General features: G+C 71.3%; 16 protein-coding genes. 15 read left to right on the top strand and 1 reads right to left on the bottom strand.

The window, feature by feature from the left end; genetic code table 11:
• Window positions 1-60: 60 nt before the first annotated feature.
• The 15 genes from thrC to AC0IW9_RS07275 all read left to right on the top strand — a co-directional run bounded on the left by thrC (window position 61) and on the right by AC0IW9_RS07275 (window position 14,878).
• Window positions 61-1,464 (top strand): threonine synthase, encoded by a 1,404-nt coding sequence (thrC, locus tag AC0IW9_RS07345; protein WP_471647565.1) that lies wholly within the window; start codon window positions 61-63, stop codon window positions 1,462-1,464.
• Between the two features lie 83 nt (window positions 1,465-1,547).
• Window positions 1,548-2,819 carry a M16 family metallopeptidase gene (locus AC0IW9_RS07340; RefSeq protein ID WP_471647564.1) on the top strand — a complete coding sequence of 424 codons (1,272 nt, stop codon included), beginning with the start codon at window positions 1,548-1,550 and terminating at the stop codon, window positions 2,817-2,819.
• Window positions 2,816-4,144 (top strand): TldD/PmbA family protein, encoded by a 1,329-nt coding sequence (locus AC0IW9_RS07335; RefSeq protein WP_471647563.1) that lies wholly within the window; start codon window positions 2,816-2,818, stop codon window positions 4,142-4,144. Before AC0IW9_RS07340 ends, AC0IW9_RS07335 begins: the two co-directional genes overlap by 4 nt.
• Window positions 4,145-4,313: 169 nt before the next feature.
• Window positions 4,314-5,273, top strand: coding sequence for a Tim44 domain-containing protein (locus AC0IW9_RS07330; RefSeq protein ID WP_471647562.1), 960 nt, complete (start codon window positions 4,314-4,316; stop codon window positions 5,271-5,273).
• A gap of 160 nt (window positions 5,274-5,433) precedes the next feature.
• Window positions 5,434-5,598, top strand: coding sequence for a hypothetical protein (locus AC0IW9_RS07325; protein ID WP_471647561.1), 165 nt, complete (start codon window positions 5,434-5,436; stop codon window positions 5,596-5,598).
• A 317-nt stretch (window positions 5,599-5,915) separates the two neighbouring features.
• The gene (locus tag AC0IW9_RS07320) at window positions 5,916-6,605 is read left to right on the top strand and encodes a lysophospholipid acyltransferase family protein (protein ID WP_471647560.1); all 690 of its coding nucleotides are present in this window, start codon (window positions 5,916-5,918) and stop codon (window positions 6,603-6,605) included.
• Window positions 6,602-7,915: a 3-deoxy-D-manno-octulosonic acid transferase gene (locus tag AC0IW9_RS07315; protein ID WP_471647559.1), complete on the top strand. Its 1,314-nt coding sequence runs from the start codon at window positions 6,602-6,604 to the stop codon at window positions 7,913-7,915. Before AC0IW9_RS07320 ends, AC0IW9_RS07315 begins: the two co-directional genes overlap by 4 nt.
• A 104-nt stretch (window positions 7,916-8,019) precedes the next feature.
• Window positions 8,020-9,009 (top strand): tetraacyldisaccharide 4'-kinase, encoded by a 990-nt coding sequence (lpxK, locus tag AC0IW9_RS07310; protein ID WP_471647558.1) that lies wholly within the window; start codon window positions 8,020-8,022, stop codon window positions 9,007-9,009.
• 5 nt (window positions 9,010-9,014) lie between these two features.
• Window positions 9,015-9,878, top strand: coding sequence for a lysophospholipid acyltransferase family protein (locus AC0IW9_RS07305; protein WP_471647557.1), 864 nt, complete (start codon window positions 9,015-9,017; stop codon window positions 9,876-9,878).
• Between the two features lie 89 nt (window positions 9,879-9,967).
• Window positions 9,968-10,522 (top strand): TetR/AcrR family transcriptional regulator, encoded by a 555-nt coding sequence (locus AC0IW9_RS07300; RefSeq protein WP_471647556.1) that lies wholly within the window; start codon window positions 9,968-9,970, stop codon window positions 10,520-10,522.
• 2 nt (window positions 10,523-10,524) lie between these two features.
• On the top strand, window positions 10,525-10,755 hold the full coding sequence (locus tag AC0IW9_RS07295) for a hypothetical protein (protein ID WP_471647555.1): 231 nt from the start codon (window positions 10,525-10,527) through the stop codon (window positions 10,753-10,755).
• Window positions 10,752-11,786, top strand: coding sequence for a hypothetical protein (locus AC0IW9_RS07290; protein ID WP_471647554.1), 1,035 nt, complete (start codon window positions 10,752-10,754; stop codon window positions 11,784-11,786). The genes AC0IW9_RS07295 and AC0IW9_RS07290 overlap by 4 nt, the downstream gene beginning before the upstream one ends.
• Window positions 11,783-13,066 carry an ABC transporter permease DevC gene (gene devC, locus AC0IW9_RS07285; protein ID WP_471647553.1) on the top strand — a complete coding sequence of 428 codons (1,284 nt, stop codon included), beginning with the start codon at window positions 11,783-11,785 and terminating at the stop codon, window positions 13,064-13,066. Before AC0IW9_RS07290 ends, devC begins: the two co-directional genes overlap by 4 nt.
• Window positions 13,066-13,770: an ATP-binding cassette domain-containing protein gene (locus tag AC0IW9_RS07280; protein ID WP_471647552.1), complete on the top strand. Its 705-nt coding sequence runs from the start codon at window positions 13,066-13,068 to the stop codon at window positions 13,768-13,770. Before devC ends, AC0IW9_RS07280 begins: the two co-directional genes overlap by 1 nt.
• Window positions 13,771-13,855: 85 nt before the next feature.
• Window positions 13,856-14,878 (top strand): amino acid ABC transporter substrate-binding protein, encoded by a 1,023-nt coding sequence (locus tag AC0IW9_RS07275; RefSeq protein WP_471647551.1) that lies wholly within the window; start codon window positions 13,856-13,858, stop codon window positions 14,876-14,878.
• Window positions 14,879-14,905: 27 nt separating this feature from the next.
• On the opposite strand, the gene AC0IW9_RS07270 is transcribed toward AC0IW9_RS07275, so the two are convergent.
• Entirely contained in the window at window positions 14,906-15,913 is a 1,008-nt protein-coding gene (locus AC0IW9_RS07270; protein WP_471647550.1) for an isopenicillin N synthase family dioxygenase, read from the bottom strand.
• Window positions 15,914-15,939 lie beyond the last annotated feature (26 nt).

Raw genomic sequence — 15,939 nt, 5'->3', positions numbered from 1 at the left:
CCGTCCTGCTCGCACCGGCGATTTCCGGCTTCCACGGCGGAATGCTAGGCTGCCGCCCGCATGCGCTACCTCAGCACCCGCGGCCAGGCCGCGCCCCGTGATTTCGAAGCTGTCCTCCTTGCCGGCCTGGCGGAGGATGGCGGGCTGTTCCTGCCGGAGACCTGGCCCAGCCTGTCCGCCACCGAATGGCGCGGGCTGCGCGGCCTGCCCTATGCCGAGCTCTCGGCCCGGCTGATCCATCGCTTCACCGGCGAGACGCTGGCCTTCGAGATGCTGCGGGAGATGACCGGCGCCGCCTATGCCGGCTTCGGCCACCCCGCCGTCGCGCCGCTGGTCCAGCTCGATACCCGGACCTTCGCGCTGGAGCTGTTCCACGGGCCGACGCTCGCCTTCAAGGACATGGCGATGCAGCTGCTCGGGCGGCTGTTCGACCATGCGCTGGCCAAGCGGGGGGCGCGCATCACCATCGTCGGCGCCACCAGCGGCGATACCGGCTCGGCGGCGATCGAGGCCTGCCGTGACCGCCGGGCGATCGACATGGTCATCCTGCATCCCGAAGGCCGGACCTCGGAGGTGCAGCGGCGGCAGATGACCACGGTGCTGGCGCCGAACGTCGCCAACCTGGCCGTCCAGGGCAGCTTCGACGATTGCCAGGATCTGGTGAAGGCGATGTTCGCCGACGTGCCCTTCCGCGAGGAGATGGGCCTCGGCGCGGTCAATTCGATCAACTGGGCCAGGGTTGCGGCGCAGATCCCCTATTACGCCTATGCCGCGCTGGCGCTCGGCGCGCCGGACCGGCCGGTGGCCTTCTCGGTGCCGACCGGCAATTTCGGCAACGTGCTGGCCGCCTGGGCGGTGAAGCAGATGGGCCTGCCGGTCGAGCGGCTGATCATCGGCGCCAACCGCAACAACATCCTGGCCCGCTTCATCGCCGCCAACGACATGTCGATCCGGGGCGTCGAGCCCAGCCTGTCGCCGAGCATGGATATCCAGGTCAGCTCCAACTTCGAGCGGCTGCTGTTCGAGCTGCTCGGCCGCGACGGGGCGGCGACCGCCGGGGTGATGCAGCGCTTCCGCGCCGAGGGGCGGATGCCGGTGCCGGATGCCGCCTGGCGCGAGGCGACGGCGTTGTTCCGCGGCTTCACCCTGGACGATCCGGGGACGCTGGCCGAGATCCGCCATCTCTGGGCCTCGGCCGGCTATCTGGCGGACCCGCATACCGCCATCGGCACCGCCGCGGCGCGGGCGCATGCGCCGGAGGACCTGGGCATCCCGGTGGTGGTGGCCGCCACCGCCCACCCGGCCAAATTCCCCGATGCGGTGGAGAAGGCGACCGGCTTCCGCCCGCCGCTGCCGCCGCGCCTGGCCGATCTCTATGATCGGGAGGAGCGCTTCTCGGTGGTGCCGGGGACGCTGGCCGAGGTCGAGGCCTTCGTGCGGGCGCACGCAAGGCGCAACGGCTGACCGCCAGCCGGGCGATGCGAAACCCGCCGCGACCGCCTACATAGGGGGCAAGCATTCCCCCAAGCCCCGTCAGGAACCCCGCCTTGTCCGCATCCGATGCCGTCCGCGTCACCCGCCTGCCCAATGGCCTCACCGTCGTCTCGGAGACCATGCCCCGGGTCGAGACCATCTCCTTCGGCGCCTATGTCTCGGCCGGGACCCGGAACGAGACCGCGGCGGAGAACGGCGTTTCCCACTTCCTCGAGCACATGGCCTTCAAGGGCACCGAGAAGCGGGACGCCGCGGCCATCGCGCGGGAGATGGAGAATGTCGGCGGCCACCTGAACGCCTATACCGCGCGGGAGCAGACCGCCTACTACTGCAAGGTGCTGAAGGAGGATCTCGCCCTTTCCGTCGATATCATCGGCGACATCCTGACCCATTCCACCTTCATCCCGGAGGAGCTGGAGCGCGAGCGGGGCGTGATCCTGCAGGAGATCGGCCAGGCGAACGATACGCCGGACGACATCGTCTTCGACCACTTCCAATCGACCGCTTACCCGGACCAGCCGATGGGCCGCCCGACCCTCGGCACCGAGGACGTCATCAAGAAGATGAAGCGGGCGACGCTGACCGACTACATGCAGCACCACTACGGGCCGGAGCGGATGGTGGTGGCCGCCGCCGGGGCGCTGGAGCATGAGGCGCTGATCGGGCTGGTGCAGGAGCATTTCCGCGACCTGCCGCAGGTGGCGCCGCCGCCGCCGGAAGCCTCCCGCTACATCGGTGGGGAGTTCCGCGAGGAGCGCGACCTCGACCAGGTGCATATCGTGCTCGGCTTCCCCTCCACCGGGTACAAGGACCGGCTGCACTACCCGACCCTGCTGCTGAGCACCCTGCTGGGCGGCGGCATGTCGTCCCGCCTGTTCCAGGAGATCCGGGAGAAGCGCGGGCTGGTCTATTCGATCTATTCCTTCGCCCATCCCTTCGACGACGGCGGGCTGCTCGCCGTCTATGCCGGGACCGGGGAGAAGGAGGTGGAGGAGCTGATGCCGGTGACGCTCGAGGAGCTGCGCAAGGTGCAGACCACGGTCACCCAGGATGAGCTGGACCGCGCCAAGGCGCAGCTCCGCGCCAGCCTGCTGATGAGCCTCGAGAGCACCGGCAGCCGGACCGAGCAGATCGCCCGGCAGATCCAGGTGCATGGCCGCATCATCCCGGTGGAGGAAACGAAGCGGAAGATCGCCGCCGTCACCATCGAGGAAGTGCAGGAAGCCGCCTTCGAGGCTTTCCGCGGCAAGCCGACGCTGGCGGCGCTGGGCCCGGCGGGCAAGGTGCCGACCTTGTCCGAGATCGCCTCGAGGCTGGCGGCATGAGCCACGCCGCGACGCTTCAGGATCTCGTTGCCGCGGCCCGCAAGGCCGGGGCGGATGCGGCGGATGCGCTGCTGGTCTCCTCCGCCTCGCTCTCGGTGCAGCGGCGGCTGGGCAAGATCGAGCAGCTCGAGCGCGCCGAGGGTTTCGACCTGGGCCTCCGCGTCTTCGTGGGCAAGCGGCAGGCGATCGTCGCCTCGACCGATGCCTCGCCGCGCGGCTTCGCGGCGCTGGCGGAACGCGCGGTGGCGATGGCGCGGGTGGTGCCGGAGGACCCGCATGCCGGGCTGCCGGATGCGCCGGATGGGCTGACCTCCTCGGCGCTGGAGCTCGAGGACCCCTACGAGCCGAGCGCCGAGGAACTGATCGCCCGCACCGCGGAGGCGGAGGATGCGGCGCTGGCCGTCGCCGGGGTGACCAATTCCGAGGGCGCCGATGCCGGCTTCAGCCGCTACACAGTGGCGCTGGCGGCGAGCAACGGCTTCGCCGGGGAGTATGTCCGGACCAGCCATTCCATCTCGGCCACCGCCCTGGCGGGGCAGGGGACGGGGATGGAGCGGGACTACGACTATTCCAGCACGGTCTTCCTCGCCGACCTCGACGATGCCGCGATGATCGGCCGCCGGGCCGGGGAGAAGGCGGTGGCGCGGCTCAATCCCTCGCGGCCGAAGACGGCGCGGATCCCGGTGGTCTACGACCCGCGCGTGGCGACCTCGCTGCTCGGGCACCTGACCGGGGCGATCAACGGCGCGGCGGTCGCGCGCGGCACCAGCTTCCTGCGGGACAAGCTGGGACAGCGGGTGATGGCGGCGGGGCTGTCGGTCATCGACGACCCGACGCGGCGGCGCGGGCTGCGCAGCCGGCCCTTCGACGGGGAGGGGATGCAGGGCATCCGGCGCTCCATCGTCGAGGATGGCGTGCTCACCACCTGGATCCTCGACTGGCGCAGTGCGCGGCAGCTCGGCATGGCCTCGACCGGGCATGCCAGCCGCGGCACCGGCGGCCCGCCCGGTCCGGCGGCGACCAACCTCTGGCTGGCGCCGGGGAGCATGACCCCGGAGGTGCTGATGGCCGACATCCGGGAGGGGCTCTACGTGACCGAGCTGATCGGCATGGGGGTGAACGGCGTCACCGGCGACTACAGCCGCGGCGCCGCCGGCTTCATGATCCGCGACGGCGCCCTGGCCGAGCCGGTGAGCGAAGTGACCATCGCCGGCAACGTCATGGAGATGCTGCTGCACATGACCCCGGCCGACGACTTGGTCTTCCGCCGGGGCACCGATAGCCCGACGGTGCGGGTCGAGGGGCTGACGATGGCCGGTGGCTGACAAACCGGGGCGGGCGCGACGGCTGCCCGCCCCGCTGTGTCAGTCAAGCCTGGGGGCTTCCTTGGGGCCGGTGCGGATGCTGTCCGCTGAATTCCTCGGCCCCCCTGTCGCAATGGCCCGGCAGACATCCTATATTGCCGAGAATTCATAAACCGGAGAAACCCCGAACATGCGTCGCCCTTTCCTCCTGCTCGCCGCCGTCGCCATGGCGCTGGCCCCGATGCTCGCGGATGCGCGGCCCGGGGGCAGCAGCTCCATGGGGAGCCGTGGCAGCCGGACCTATAGCGCCCCGCCCGCCACCAATACGGCACCCAGCACCGCAAGGCCGATGGAACGGACGATGGAGCCCTCGCGGCCTGCGTCGCCCATGGGCCAGCAGGCGGCACGGCCGCCGATCGGCCAGCCCAATCCGGCCGGTGGCTTCTTCTCGCGCTCGCCTTTCATGGCCGGGCTGATGGGCGGGTTGATCGGCGTCGGCCTGGGCGGCCTGCTCTTCGGGCATGGCATGTTCGGCGGCTTCAGCGGCTTCGCCTCGATCCTCGGCCTGTTGCTGCAGATCGGCCTGATCGTGCTGATCGTCCGCTTCGCCATCGGCTGGTTCCGCCGCCGCCAGGAGGCCCAGCAGCCGGCGCTGGCCGGGATGCCGCGCGGCATGGAGCGCCAGGCGATGAACGAGACCCGCGGCCCGATGGGCGGCGGCGGTGGCGCCCGGCCGAGCAGCGACATCCAGGTGTCGCCGGCCGATTTCACCGCCTTCGAGCATACGCTGCGGGTGGTGAACGAGGCCTGGTCGAAGCAGGACGAGGGCGCGATGCGCTCGGTCGCCACGCCCGAGATGATGCGCTACTTCGGCGATGACCTGGCGGACCTCGCCAAGCGCGGCCTGCGCAACGAGACGCGCGACGTCAAGCTGGAGCAGGGCGACCTGGCCGAGGCCTGGCGCGAGGGCAGCCGCGAGTTCGCCACCGTGGCGATGCGCTTCTCGCAGATCGATGTCACCCGCCGCCTCAGCGACGGCGTGGTGGTGGAGGGTGATCCGCAGCGGCGGACCGAGGCGACCGAGCTTTGGACCTTCGTGCGGGTCCAGGGTGGCCCCTGGCTGCTCTCGGCGATCCAGCAGACCGGCTGAACCGGCTTCACATTACGGTCACACGCGCGCCGTCGTCCCGAAAGGGGCGGCGGCGTCGTCGTAATTGTGGTGCAGCGGGGCCAAATCATGGCATGAAGATGGCAGCGTATGCTGTATTCGCCATGAGCCTGGAGGGCCTCCGATGATTCCGCTTTGCTTCATGGCTGTTCTTGCGGCTCTGGCTGGCCTGACGACGGTGGGTCTGGCCCTGGGCCCGCTGGCGGCGACGGCATCCACCGCATTGCTCGCGGCCCCGGCCTTCGGTGCGGTATCCCTGGCCAGCGGCCTGGCGGCGGCCGTCGTGGCGATGCGGCGGTATGGCTGAGGCGCCGCCGCGCCAAGACGACGTTCTTATTCCGGCATGACTTCGGGCTGCGCCGGCGCCCTGCCTGACCGCCCACTCTGGACGCGAAAATTTCGCGGTGCTAGCGCTGCCTGAGGGCGGTTCGAGGCCCTGAGCCGATCGGGGCAGCCTGCGCGTGAGCCATCCATTCCAGACCTCCTGGCACGGCGATGCCGTCCTGCTCCGCGTCGCGCGGGGCCCTGGGGACATGCGGCCGTGACAGGCGGGATGTGCCGGCATCTGTCCCCAGGTCCTTCGTCCTTGGGTGCTAGCGGCCCGGCTGCCGCGCGAGATCCTGCATGCTCCGCCGGTTGATCCGGCATCCGGCCACCCAGGCTGCCCTGGCCTGGCTTCTGGGGCTGTATCTGGTGCTGGTCTTCCGCACCACGCGCTGGACCCTGCAGGGCGAGGCCAATCTCCAGGCGGCGCTGGGGCCGGGAAATGCGCCGATCCTGGCTGCCTTCTGGCATGAACGCCTGCCGATGATGCCCATGCTCTGGCTGCGCGCCCGGGCGGCGGAGCCGCGGCTGGCCGGGGTCCAGGCGCATGTGCTGGTGTCCCGGCACCGGGACGGGCGCTTCATCGGGGAGGTCGTGCGGCGGTTCCGGCTGGTGATGGTGCATGCCTCCACCTCCAAGGGCGGGGCGGCCGGGCTGCGCGCCTTGCTGCGGGTGCTGGGCGCGGGGGATATGGTGGTGATCACTCCGGATGGGCCGCGCGGGCCGCGGCGCCATGCGGCCCCAGGGGTGGCGCAGCTTGCCGCCTTGGCCGGGGTGCCGGTGCTGCCCTGCGCGGCGCGGACCACGCGGGTGCGGGTGATCCCGAGCTGGGACCGCATGGTGCTGCCGCTCCCCTTCGCCCGCGGCGTGCTGGTGATCGGGCCGCCGGTGGCGGTGGACCGGACCATGCCGCTCGCGGCGCTGCCGGCGATCGAGGCCGCGCTGACCGCGGCCTGCGAGGTGGCCGATGCCTGGGCCGCCGCCGCGTGACGGTCGCTGCCCTGGCCTGGTGGGGGCTGGCCACCCTGGCCTCGCCCCTGTTGCCCTTCTACCTGCGGCGCCGCCTGGCGCAGGGCAAGGAGATGCCCGGGCGGCTGGCGGAGCGGCGCGGCGGTGGCGTGGCGCGGCCAGCCGGCCGGCTGCTGTGGCTGCATGCGGCCAGCGTGGGGGAGACTTTGTCGATCCTGCCGGTGCTGGAGGAATTGGCGGCACGGGCGCCCGAGGTCACGGTGCTGCTGACGACGGGCACCGTCACGGCGCTGGAGGTGCTGGACAAGCGCCTGCCGGCGGAGCGGCGCGGCCGGCTGGTGCATCGATTCGTGCCCTTGGACGTGCCGGGCTGGGTGGCCCGCTTCCTCGATGGCTGGCGGCCGGATGCGGCGGGCTTCGTCGATTCGGAGCTGTGGCCGAACCTGATCTTCGCGGCGCGGCGGCGCGGCATCCCCTTGGCGCTGGTCAATGGGCGGCTCTCGGCGAAATCGGCCCGGCGCTGGCGCTGGGCGGCCGGGCTGGGGCGGGAGATGATGAAAGCCTTCGCCCTGGTGCTGGCGCAATCCTCAGGGGATGCGGCCCGCTTTACCGCCCTGGGGGCGCCCCGGGTGCTGGACCGCGGCAACCTGAAGGAGACGGCGGCGCCGCTGCCGGCGGACCCCGGGGCCCTGGCGGCGCTGCGGGCGGCGATCGGCGACCGGCCGGTGCTGCTGGCCGCGAGCACGCATCCCGGCGAGGAGGCCATCGTGCTGGCCGCGCATCGGCTGCTGGCGCCGGAGCTGCCGCAGCTTCTGACCCTGCTGGTGCCGCGGCATCCGGCGCGGGGGCAGGAGGTTGCGGAACTGGCCCAAGGCATGGCCCCAGGATTGGCTGTCGAACGGCGCAGCATCGGCGCGCTGCCGGGGCCGGATACCGCGGTCTATGTGATGGATACCCTGGGGGAGCTGGGGCTGGCCTATCGGCTGGGCTCGGTCGGGCTGGTCGGCGGGTCGCTGGTGCCGCATGGCGGTCAGAATCCGCTGGAACCGGCGAAGCTGGGCTGCCCCATCCTGCTCGGTCCCTGGACCGGGAATTTCACCGAAGTGGTCGACCGCCTGCTATCCGCGGGCGGCGCGGTGCGGCTGGAATCGGCCGAGGCGGGGGCGCTGGCGGCAGCCGCGCGGGCCGTGCTATGCAATTGGGACTATGGCCGAAATCTGGCACAGGCCGCCGCCGCGACCGTCGCGCCGACAGCCGGGCTGCCCGGTGAGGTCGCCGATGCGCTCCTGCGGCTGATGCCCGGAACCGGGGCCGGAACCGGGTCTGGCTGACGCCGCACCCGGGAAGGAGCCGCGGGCTGCGCCGTTCCGGGACCCGTGGTGGGTTCCGGTGCTTGGGACGAGGACCGGTCTGACCCTGATGGTGATCATCGAATATGCGCGCCCCTGAGTTCTGGGGGGGCGATGGCTCCGGGCTGATGCCCCTGCTGCTGTCGCCGATCGCCTCGATCTATGGCGCGGCGACGGCGCGGCGGATGGCGCGCCCGGGCTGGCAGGCGCCAGTCCCGGTGATCTGCTGCGGCAATGCGACGGCGGGCGGGGCGGGCAAGACCACCGTGGCGCTGGACCTCGGCCAGCGGCTGGCGAACCGGGGCGTGGCGGTGCATTTCCTGCTGCGCGGCTATGGCGGCCGGCTGAAGGGCCCGGTGCGGGTGGACCCCATGCTGCACGACAGCCAGGCGGTGGGGGATGAGGCACTGCTGCTGGCGGCGGAGCGGCCGGCCTGGATTTCGGTGGATCGCGCCGCCGGGGCGCAGGCGGCGGTGGCGGTGGGGGCGCAGACCATCCTGATGGATGACGGGCTGCAGAATCCGAGCCTGCTGAAGGACCTGTCGCTGCTGATCATCGACGGCAATTTCGGCTTCGGCAACAACCGGATCATCCCGGCGGGGCCGCTGCGGGAGCCGGTGGCGGTGGCCGCGGCGCGCTGCCGGGCGGCGGTGATCATCGGCGAGGACGAGACCAATGCGGCGGCGCTGCTGCCGCCGCGGATGCCGGTGCTGCGGGCGCATCTGCGGCCGGGGCCGGAGGCGGAGCTGCTGGCCGGCCAGCCGGTACATGCCTTCTGCGGCATCGCCAATCCGAAGAAATTCTTCGCCACCCTGGCCGAGGCCGGGGCGGTGGTGGCCGGGCGTTCCGCCTTCGCCGACCATTATCCCTTCGATGCTGGCGACATGCGGGACATCCTGGCCGAGGCCGAGGCGCTGCGGGCCATTCCGGTGACGACGCGGAAGGATTTCGTCCGCATCCCGCCGGCCTTCCGCAGCCGGGTGACCGTGGTGACGATCCGCCTGGAATGGGAGGATACGGCGGCGATCGAGGCGCTGCTGGACCCGCTGGCGCAGCGGGTGCCGATCCCGGCCTGAGACCCATGAAGCGGTTCCAGTATCGGCTCGAATACGCGGCGGCGCGGCTTGCCTTCGGCCTGGCGCGCTGGCTGGGGCCGGTGCGGTCCTCGGATTTCGGCGGCTGGTTGGCGCGGCTGCTGGGGCCGCTGCTGCCGGTATCCCGCGTGGCGCGGGGCAATCTGGCGCGGGCCCTGCCGGGGCTGACGGTGGCGCAGCGGGCGGCGGTGCTACGGGGCATGTGGGACAACCTCGGCCGCACGGTGGCGGAGATGCCGCATATCGCCGCGCTGCGCTGGGAGGTGGCCGGGGCCGAGCATCTGGCGCCCATTGCCGCCAAGGGCGGGCCGGCCATCATGATCTCCGGCCATCTCGGCAACTGGGAGGTTCTGCCGCCGGCGCTGGCGGCGATGGGCATCCGCATGGGCAGCGTCTACCGGGCGGCGGACAACCAGGCGGTGGATGCGCTGGTGAATGGCTTCCGTGCCAGGGCCATCGCGGGGGAGCCCCTGCCGCTATTCCCCAAGGGCTCGGCCGGGGCCCGGGCGGCATTGCGCTTCCTGGCCCAGGGCGGCGTGCTGGGCATGCTGGCCGACCAGAAGCTGAACGACGGGATCGCGGTGCCGCTGCTGGGCCTGCCGGCGATGACGGCGCCGGCCCCGGCGCAATTGGCGCTGCGCTTCGGCTGCCCGGTCATCCCGGGGCGGGTGGAACGGCTGGGCGCCTGTCGTTTCCGCATGGTGGTGGAGGCGCCGCTGCCCATGCCGGGGGGCGACAAGCAGGCGGCGATCCAGGCCCTCACCCTGGCGATCAACGACCGGCTTTCGGCCTGGATCGCGGAGCGGCCGGCGGAATGGCTCTGGCTGCATCGGCGCTGGCCCGCGGCCTGACGATTGCGTCACTTCGGGTAGTATACCGGCTGGACGGTTGACGGACCGTCCAGCCGGTATAGTAGACTGCCGGAATGATGGATGGCTCGATGATTCCCCAGACCGATGCCCGGACGCGCATCCTCGATGCGGCGGAGGCGTTGGTCCGCGCCAAGGGCGTGGGGGGGCTGACCCTGGAAGCGGCGGCGAAGGTGGCAGGCGTCTCCAAGGGGGGGCTGCTGTACCATTTCGCCTCGAAGGAAGCGCTGCTGACCGGGCTGCTGGGGCGCATGGCCGAATTCGTCACGGCGGATTTCGCCGAGGGCGTCGCCGCCCAGCCGGAAGGACCCGGGCGCGTGGCGCGGGCCATGCTGAACTGGGGCTTCGGCCTGGCGCCGGAAGCCAGGAACGAGCGCTGCGACCGCGCCGCCGCCGTCTTCCTCGCGGTCTTCCACCATGACCCGGCGCTGCTGGACCCGATGCGGGCGGTGGTGGCGGACATGCGGGCCGCGGTGATGGCGGATGGGCTGCCGCCCGGCCATGGCAGCGCGATCATGGCGGCCGGGGACGGGCTTTTCATGGCCCGGGTCTTCGGCATGTACACCCCGACGCCCGAGGAGATGCAGCAGATGCATGCCGCGCTCTCCCGTCTGCTGGAGGCCTGACCATGCGCTTGCCAACGGCGTTGTTCGGCGCCTTCCTCACCATGGCACTGGCCGGCGCGGCGGCGGCCGGCAGCCAATTCCATCCGGCCATGCCCGGGCTGTTCGGGCTGATCGGCGAGTTCATCCGCTGCGGCGATCCGCCGGATGGGGCGCTGCTCTCCTTCGACGTGATCGATGAAGCGGAATTCCTGGAACTGCTCGAAGGCTCGGCGCCCGAGGCGCCGACCCCGTGAAGCCGCTCGGCTGGCTGCTGGGCGGCCTGGCGCTGGCCGGTGTCGTGGGCGGTTTTGTCTGGTCGCGGCATGAGGCGGAGGGGCGGCCGGCGGAGCCGGTGGCGGTGCCGGCCGGACCCCTGGGCGTCGGCGCCCTCGGGCGGGTGGAGCCGGCGGGGCGGATCCGCACGCTGAACCAGCCCGGTGGGCTTTCGGTGACGCGGCTGGACCGGCTGCTGGTGACCGAGGGCGACCGGGTCTCGGCCGGGCAGGTCGTCGCCGAATTCGGCGATGCGGCGCAGAAGGATGCGGCCATTATTCAGGCCGAGGCTTCCCTGGCGCAGTCCCGGGCCTCGCTGGCCCGCATCCGTGCCGCCGGACGGCCGGAGGAAATCGAGGCGCAGCGGGCACGGATCGAGGCGCTGCGCTTCGCCGAGAGCAGCCTGCGGCGCGATGCCGAGCGGGCGGAGGCGCTGGTGCCCTCGGGTGCCGGCGGCAAGGCGACGGCGGAACGGGCGCGTTTCGCGGCGGCGCGGGCCGCGGCCGAGCGGGCGGAGGCGGATGCCACGCTGCAGCGGCTGCTGGTGCCACGGCCGGAGGATCTCGCGGTGGCGGAGGCCGAGCTGGCCATGGCCCAGGCGGGCGTGGCCAAGGCCCGGGCCGATGCGCTGCTGGCCCGGGTGGTGGCACCCATCGCCGGGACCATCCTGAAGGTCCATGCCCGGCCGGGCGACCAGGTCGGCAGCGACGGGCTGCTGGAAATGGCGGATCTCGACCGGCTGGACGTGGTCGCCGATGTCTATGAGACCGACCTGCCCCGGCTGCGGCCGGGTGCGGCGGCCGAGGTGACGGTGCCCGGCGATGCGCGGCGCTATGCGGCGACGGTGCGGGAGATCGGCTGGCTGGTGCGCCGGACCACCCAGGCGGGGACCGACCCGGTGGCGGCGGTGGATGCGCGCACCGTGGAGGTGCGGCTGGCGCTGTCCGAGGAAGGCCGTGCGGCGCTCGAGCGGCGGACCAACATGCAGGTCCAGGTGGCGATCCGGCCATGAACGCGATCCCCGGCCCGCCGCGGCGGGACGCACTGCTGCCCTGGGCGCCGGAGCTGACGGGGGAGGCCGAGGCACCGCCCGAGCCGGCGCCTGAACCGCCCCGGCGCTGGCGGCCCTTCGCCGGCTTCAGCCTGCCGCTGCGGCTGGCCTGGCGGCAGCTGCTGGCGGAGCGGGCCCGGCTGCTCTCGGCCATCGCCGGGGTGATGTTCGCCTGCGTGCTGGTCTTCATGCAGCTCGGCTTCCGCAGCGCGCTGTTCGACAGCGCTACGGCCCTGCCGCGGGCGATGCAGGGGGAGCTGTTCCTGCTGCATCCGCAGACCCAGGCCCTGTTCCGGCCGGAGCCGATGCCGCGGGTCCGGGCCTTCCAGACCCTGGCCATCGAGGAGGTGGCGCAGGCGGTGCCGATCTACCTGGCGCAGAGCAGCTGGCGGAACCCGGTGGATGGCAGCAAGCGTGCCCTGCAGATCGTCGGCTTCGATACCGAGGCGGGGGCGGTCGCCTTCCCTGGCCTGGCGGCGCTGGTCGATGCGCTGAAGCGGCCGGATACCATGGCCTTCGACGACCGCTCCCGCCCCGAATTCGGGCCCATCGCGCGGATGCTGGCCGAGCACGGGCCCTTCATCGGTCAGGTCGGCAACCGGCGTGTCGAGGTGATCGGCACGGTGAGCCTCGGCGCCAGCTTCGGCGCGGATGGCAATGGCGTGGTCAGCGAGACGAACTTCCGCCGGCTGGTGAAGGAGCGGGGCGCGAGCAACACCGACCTGGTGGCGCTGCGGCTGCGGGATGGCGCCGATATCGGCGCGGTACAGGCGCGGCTGTCGCGGTTGCTGCCGGGCGACGTGGTGGTGCTGACCCATGCGCAGCTGGTCGCCTGGGAGCGGAACTACTGGGAGACGGCGACGCCGATCGGCTTCATCTTCGCCTTCGGCAGCCTGATGGGGCTGATCGTCGGAATGGTGATCGTCTACCAGATCCTGTTCAGCGACATCGCCAGCCACCTGTCGGAATATGCGACGCTGAAGGCCATGGGCTATTCCAACGGCTACCTGCGCCGGGCGGTGATGGGCGCGGCGCTGATCCTGGCGGTGCTCGGCTTCATCCCCGGGCTTCTGGCCTCGGTCGGGCTGTACCGGGTGGTGGAGGATGCGACCTTCCTGCCGATCGCCATGGATACGACGCGTGGGGTGGTGGTCTTCGGGCTGATCTTCGGCATGTGCGCCATCGCGGGGCTGCTAGCGATGCGGAAGCTCCGGGACGCCAATCCGGCGGATATGTTCTGATGGAGGCCCCGGTCTCGCTTACCGGCGTGTCCTATGCCTATGGCACCGGCGATCTGGCGCGGCCGGTGCTGCGCGGCGTGGACCTTGCGGTCGGCCCCGGCGAGATCGTGCTGCTGACCGGGCCGTCCGGTAGCGGCAAGACCACCCTGCTGACCCTGATCGGCGCGCTGCGGGCGATGCAGGAGGGCAGCTGCCGGGTGCTCGGCCAGGAGCTGGCCGGGGCGAAGGAGGCGCAGCGGGTGCTGCTGCGGCGGCGGATCGGCTTCATCTTCCAGCAGCACAACCTGCTCGGCTTCCTGACCGCGCGGCAGAACGTGGCGATGGCGCTGGAGCTGGATCCCGCGACGGACGAGGCCGGGCGGCTGGCGCGGGCCGGGCGGATGCTGGAGGCGGTCGGGCTCGGCGACCGGACCGAGGCGAAGCCGGCGCAGCTTTCGGGCGGGCAGCGGCAGCGCGTCGCGGTGGCGCGGGCGCTGGCCGGCGAGCCCGGGCTGATCCTGGCGGATGAGCCGACCGCGGCGCTCGACAAGCAATCGGGCGGCGAGGTGGTGCGGCTGCTGCGCGAGCTGGCGAAGCAGCGTGGCGTGCCGATCCTGCTGGTGACGCATGACCCGCGCATCCTGGATATCGCCGACCGCATCGTGGCGATGGAGGATGGGCGCATCCTGCCCACGGAAAAGGCAGATCCGGTGCGGGCAGCCTGAATCGGTCCGGTCTTTTCGTTGACAGAGCGAAGCGGCAGCGGCGACCATCCTGGCGGGACTTTCTCGACAGGGTAGGCAAAGAATCATGCTGGGACGAGGCTTCGCTGCCGCGGTCGCGCTCGCTTGCGCGCTGTTCGCCACTTCACCCGCCCGAAGCCAGCAGACGCTGGAGGCCATCAAGGCGCGCGGCCAGCTGGTCTGCGGCATCGGCACCGGGGTGGCCGGCTTCGGCCTGCCGGATAGCCGCGGCGTCTGGCAGGGCATGGATGTGGACCTCTGCCGCGGCCTGGCCGTCGCCATCTTCAACGACCCGAACAAGGTGCGCTTCGCGCCGCTGTCCTCCTCGACCCGCTTCACCGCGCTCGGCGCCGGGGAGGTGGACGTGCTGTTCCGCACCAGCACCCAGACCATGCTGCGCGACGTGACGCTCGGCCTCAGACATGTGGTGACCTACTTCTTCGATGGCCACGGCTTCATCGTGAAGAAGGACAGCGTCGCCAAGGTCTCGGAGATGCGGGACGCCACCATCTGCCTGGTGCAGGGCACGACGAACGAGCAGGTGACGGCGGATTACTTCCGCAGCATCAACACGCCCTTCCGCCCGGTGCTGTTCGAGCGGACCGACCAGGCGACGGCAGCGCTCCAGGCCGGCCGCTGCGACAGCTTCGGCACCGATGCCTCGCAGCTCGCCGGCGTGCGGTCCACCATGGCGAACCCGGCCGACTGGACCATCCTGCCGGAGCGTTTCAGCAAGGAGCCCTATGGCGCCTATATCCGTCGCGACGACCAGCAGTGGTTCGACGTGGTGCGCTGGTACACCACGGCCCTGATCGAGGCGGAGGAGCAGGGCCTGACGCAGAAGAATGTCGAGGAGCAGCGCCGGACCAGCGTCAGCCCGAATACCCGGCGGCTGCTGGGCGTGACGCCGGAACTGGGCGAGGCGCTGAAGCTCGACCGCGCCTGGGCCTTCAACGTGGTGAAGGCGTTGGGGAATTACGGCGAGATCTACGACCGGTCCTTCGGCCCCAATACCAGCATCGGCCTGCCGCGCGGGCCGAACCGGCTCTGGACCGAGGGCGGGCTGATCTACGCCTTGCCGATGCGGTGACGATGGGGCGGTAAAGGTAGGGCGGCGCTACGCCGCCTTGCCCTTCTGCAGATGCGGGTAGTTGGTCCGCTGGAACCACTCGGAATAGGCCTCGACGGTGATCGGCTCGTACTTCGCGGGACGGTCGGGGCCCTGGCAGCTCGGCAGGCATTCGAGCAGCGTCTTCGGATGGGCGTTCAGGAAGAAGGGGATCGCGTAGCGCTCCTCGCCGGAGCGGTTGATGGCGCGGTGCGGGGTCGAGACGAAGACGTCGTTCGACCAATGCGCCAGGATATCGCCGGTATTCACGACGAAGGCGCCCGCCATGTAGGGCACGTCGCACCAGGTCCCGTCCTTGAGCCGGATCGAGAGGCCGCTGACCGGGTTGGGCGGCAGGAAGGTGGCGAAGTTGCCATCCGTGTGCGGCGCCAGGCCGAACTCGTTGTCCTCCAGCACCTCGGTATGCGGGTAGTGCGAAAGGCGGAGCGTCATGCCGGGCTTGGCGAAGGTGGCGTCGAAGTGGTCGGCCGGCATGCCGAGGGCACGGGCATAGAGCGGGACCAGCGTCCGGCCGAGGGCCTCCATCGCATGCATGTAGGCCAGCGTATCTTCGCGGAAGCCGGGCAGGTTCTCGGGCCATTGGTTGCGGTTGCCGGGCGGGCGGCCGAGGCGCTCGGCCTCGTCGTCCGATTCCCGCTTGAGGAAGAAGGCCTCGTTCAGGTTGGGCTTGGTATTGACGTTCACCTTGCTGGTGCGCGTGGTGCTGCCCTTCATCGGCAGGTAGCCGACGGTTTCCTGATTGACCTTGAGCTTCAGCTTCTCGTCCAGCGGCTGGTCATGGAAGCGCTTGGCCGCGGCGAGGACGCGGTCGATCGCCTCGGGCGGGATGCCATGGCCGGTCAGGAAGTAGAAGCCGACCTGTTCGCAGGCATAACGCAGCTCGCCGGCAATGCGCTCGAGTGCGCCTGGCTCGCCGGCGAGCCAGGCGGAGACATCGATGACCGGCATGCTGCCGACCATCCGGGGCAGGCGCGGTTCGGGGGCGGCATCGGTCATCGGGTCTCTCCAACGGCTGTCGGAGA

It is taken from the genome of Belnapia sp. AC561 (assembly GCF_979252845.1).
Note: the sequence above shows the minus strand (reverse complement) of the source record. Positions and strands in the feature narration are given on the sequence as shown.

Coding starts and splice junctions, on each gene's coding strand:
- AC0IW9_RS07335 (WP_471647563.1), top strand. CDS start 2,816: ATGAGCCACGCCGCGACGCTTCAGGATCTCGTTGCCGCGGCCCGCAAG.
- AC0IW9_RS07280 (WP_471647552.1), top strand. CDS start 13,066: ATGGAGGCCCCGGTCTCGCTTACCGGCGTGTCCTATGCCTATGGCACC.
- devC (WP_471647553.1), top strand. CDS start 11,783: ATGAACGCGATCCCCGGCCCGCCGCGGCGGGACGCACTGCTGCCCTGG.
- lpxK (WP_471647558.1), top strand. CDS start 8,020: ATGCGCGCCCCTGAGTTCTGGGGGGGCGATGGCTCCGGGCTGATGCCC.
- AC0IW9_RS07295 (WP_471647555.1), top strand. CDS start 10,525: ATGCGCTTGCCAACGGCGTTGTTCGGCGCCTTCCTCACCATGGCACTG.
- AC0IW9_RS07275 (WP_471647551.1), top strand. CDS start 13,856: ATGCTGGGACGAGGCTTCGCTGCCGCGGTCGCGCTCGCTTGCGCGCTG.
- AC0IW9_RS07270 (WP_471647550.1), bottom strand. CDS start 15,913: ATGACCGATGCCGCCCCCGAACCGCGCCTGCCCCGGATGGTCGGCAGC.
- AC0IW9_RS07330 (WP_471647562.1), top strand. CDS start 4,314: ATGCGTCGCCCTTTCCTCCTGCTCGCCGCCGTCGCCATGGCGCTGGCC.
- thrC (WP_471647565.1), top strand. CDS start 61: ATGCGCTACCTCAGCACCCGCGGCCAGGCCGCGCCCCGTGATTTCGAA.
- AC0IW9_RS07300 (WP_471647556.1), top strand. CDS start 9,968: ATGATTCCCCAGACCGATGCCCGGACGCGCATCCTCGATGCGGCGGAG.
- AC0IW9_RS07320 (WP_471647560.1), top strand. CDS start 5,916: ATGCTCCGCCGGTTGATCCGGCATCCGGCCACCCAGGCTGCCCTGGCC.
- AC0IW9_RS07305 (WP_471647557.1), top strand. CDS start 9,015: ATGAAGCGGTTCCAGTATCGGCTCGAATACGCGGCGGCGCGGCTTGCC.
- AC0IW9_RS07325 (WP_471647561.1), top strand. CDS start 5,434: ATGGCTGTTCTTGCGGCTCTGGCTGGCCTGACGACGGTGGGTCTGGCC.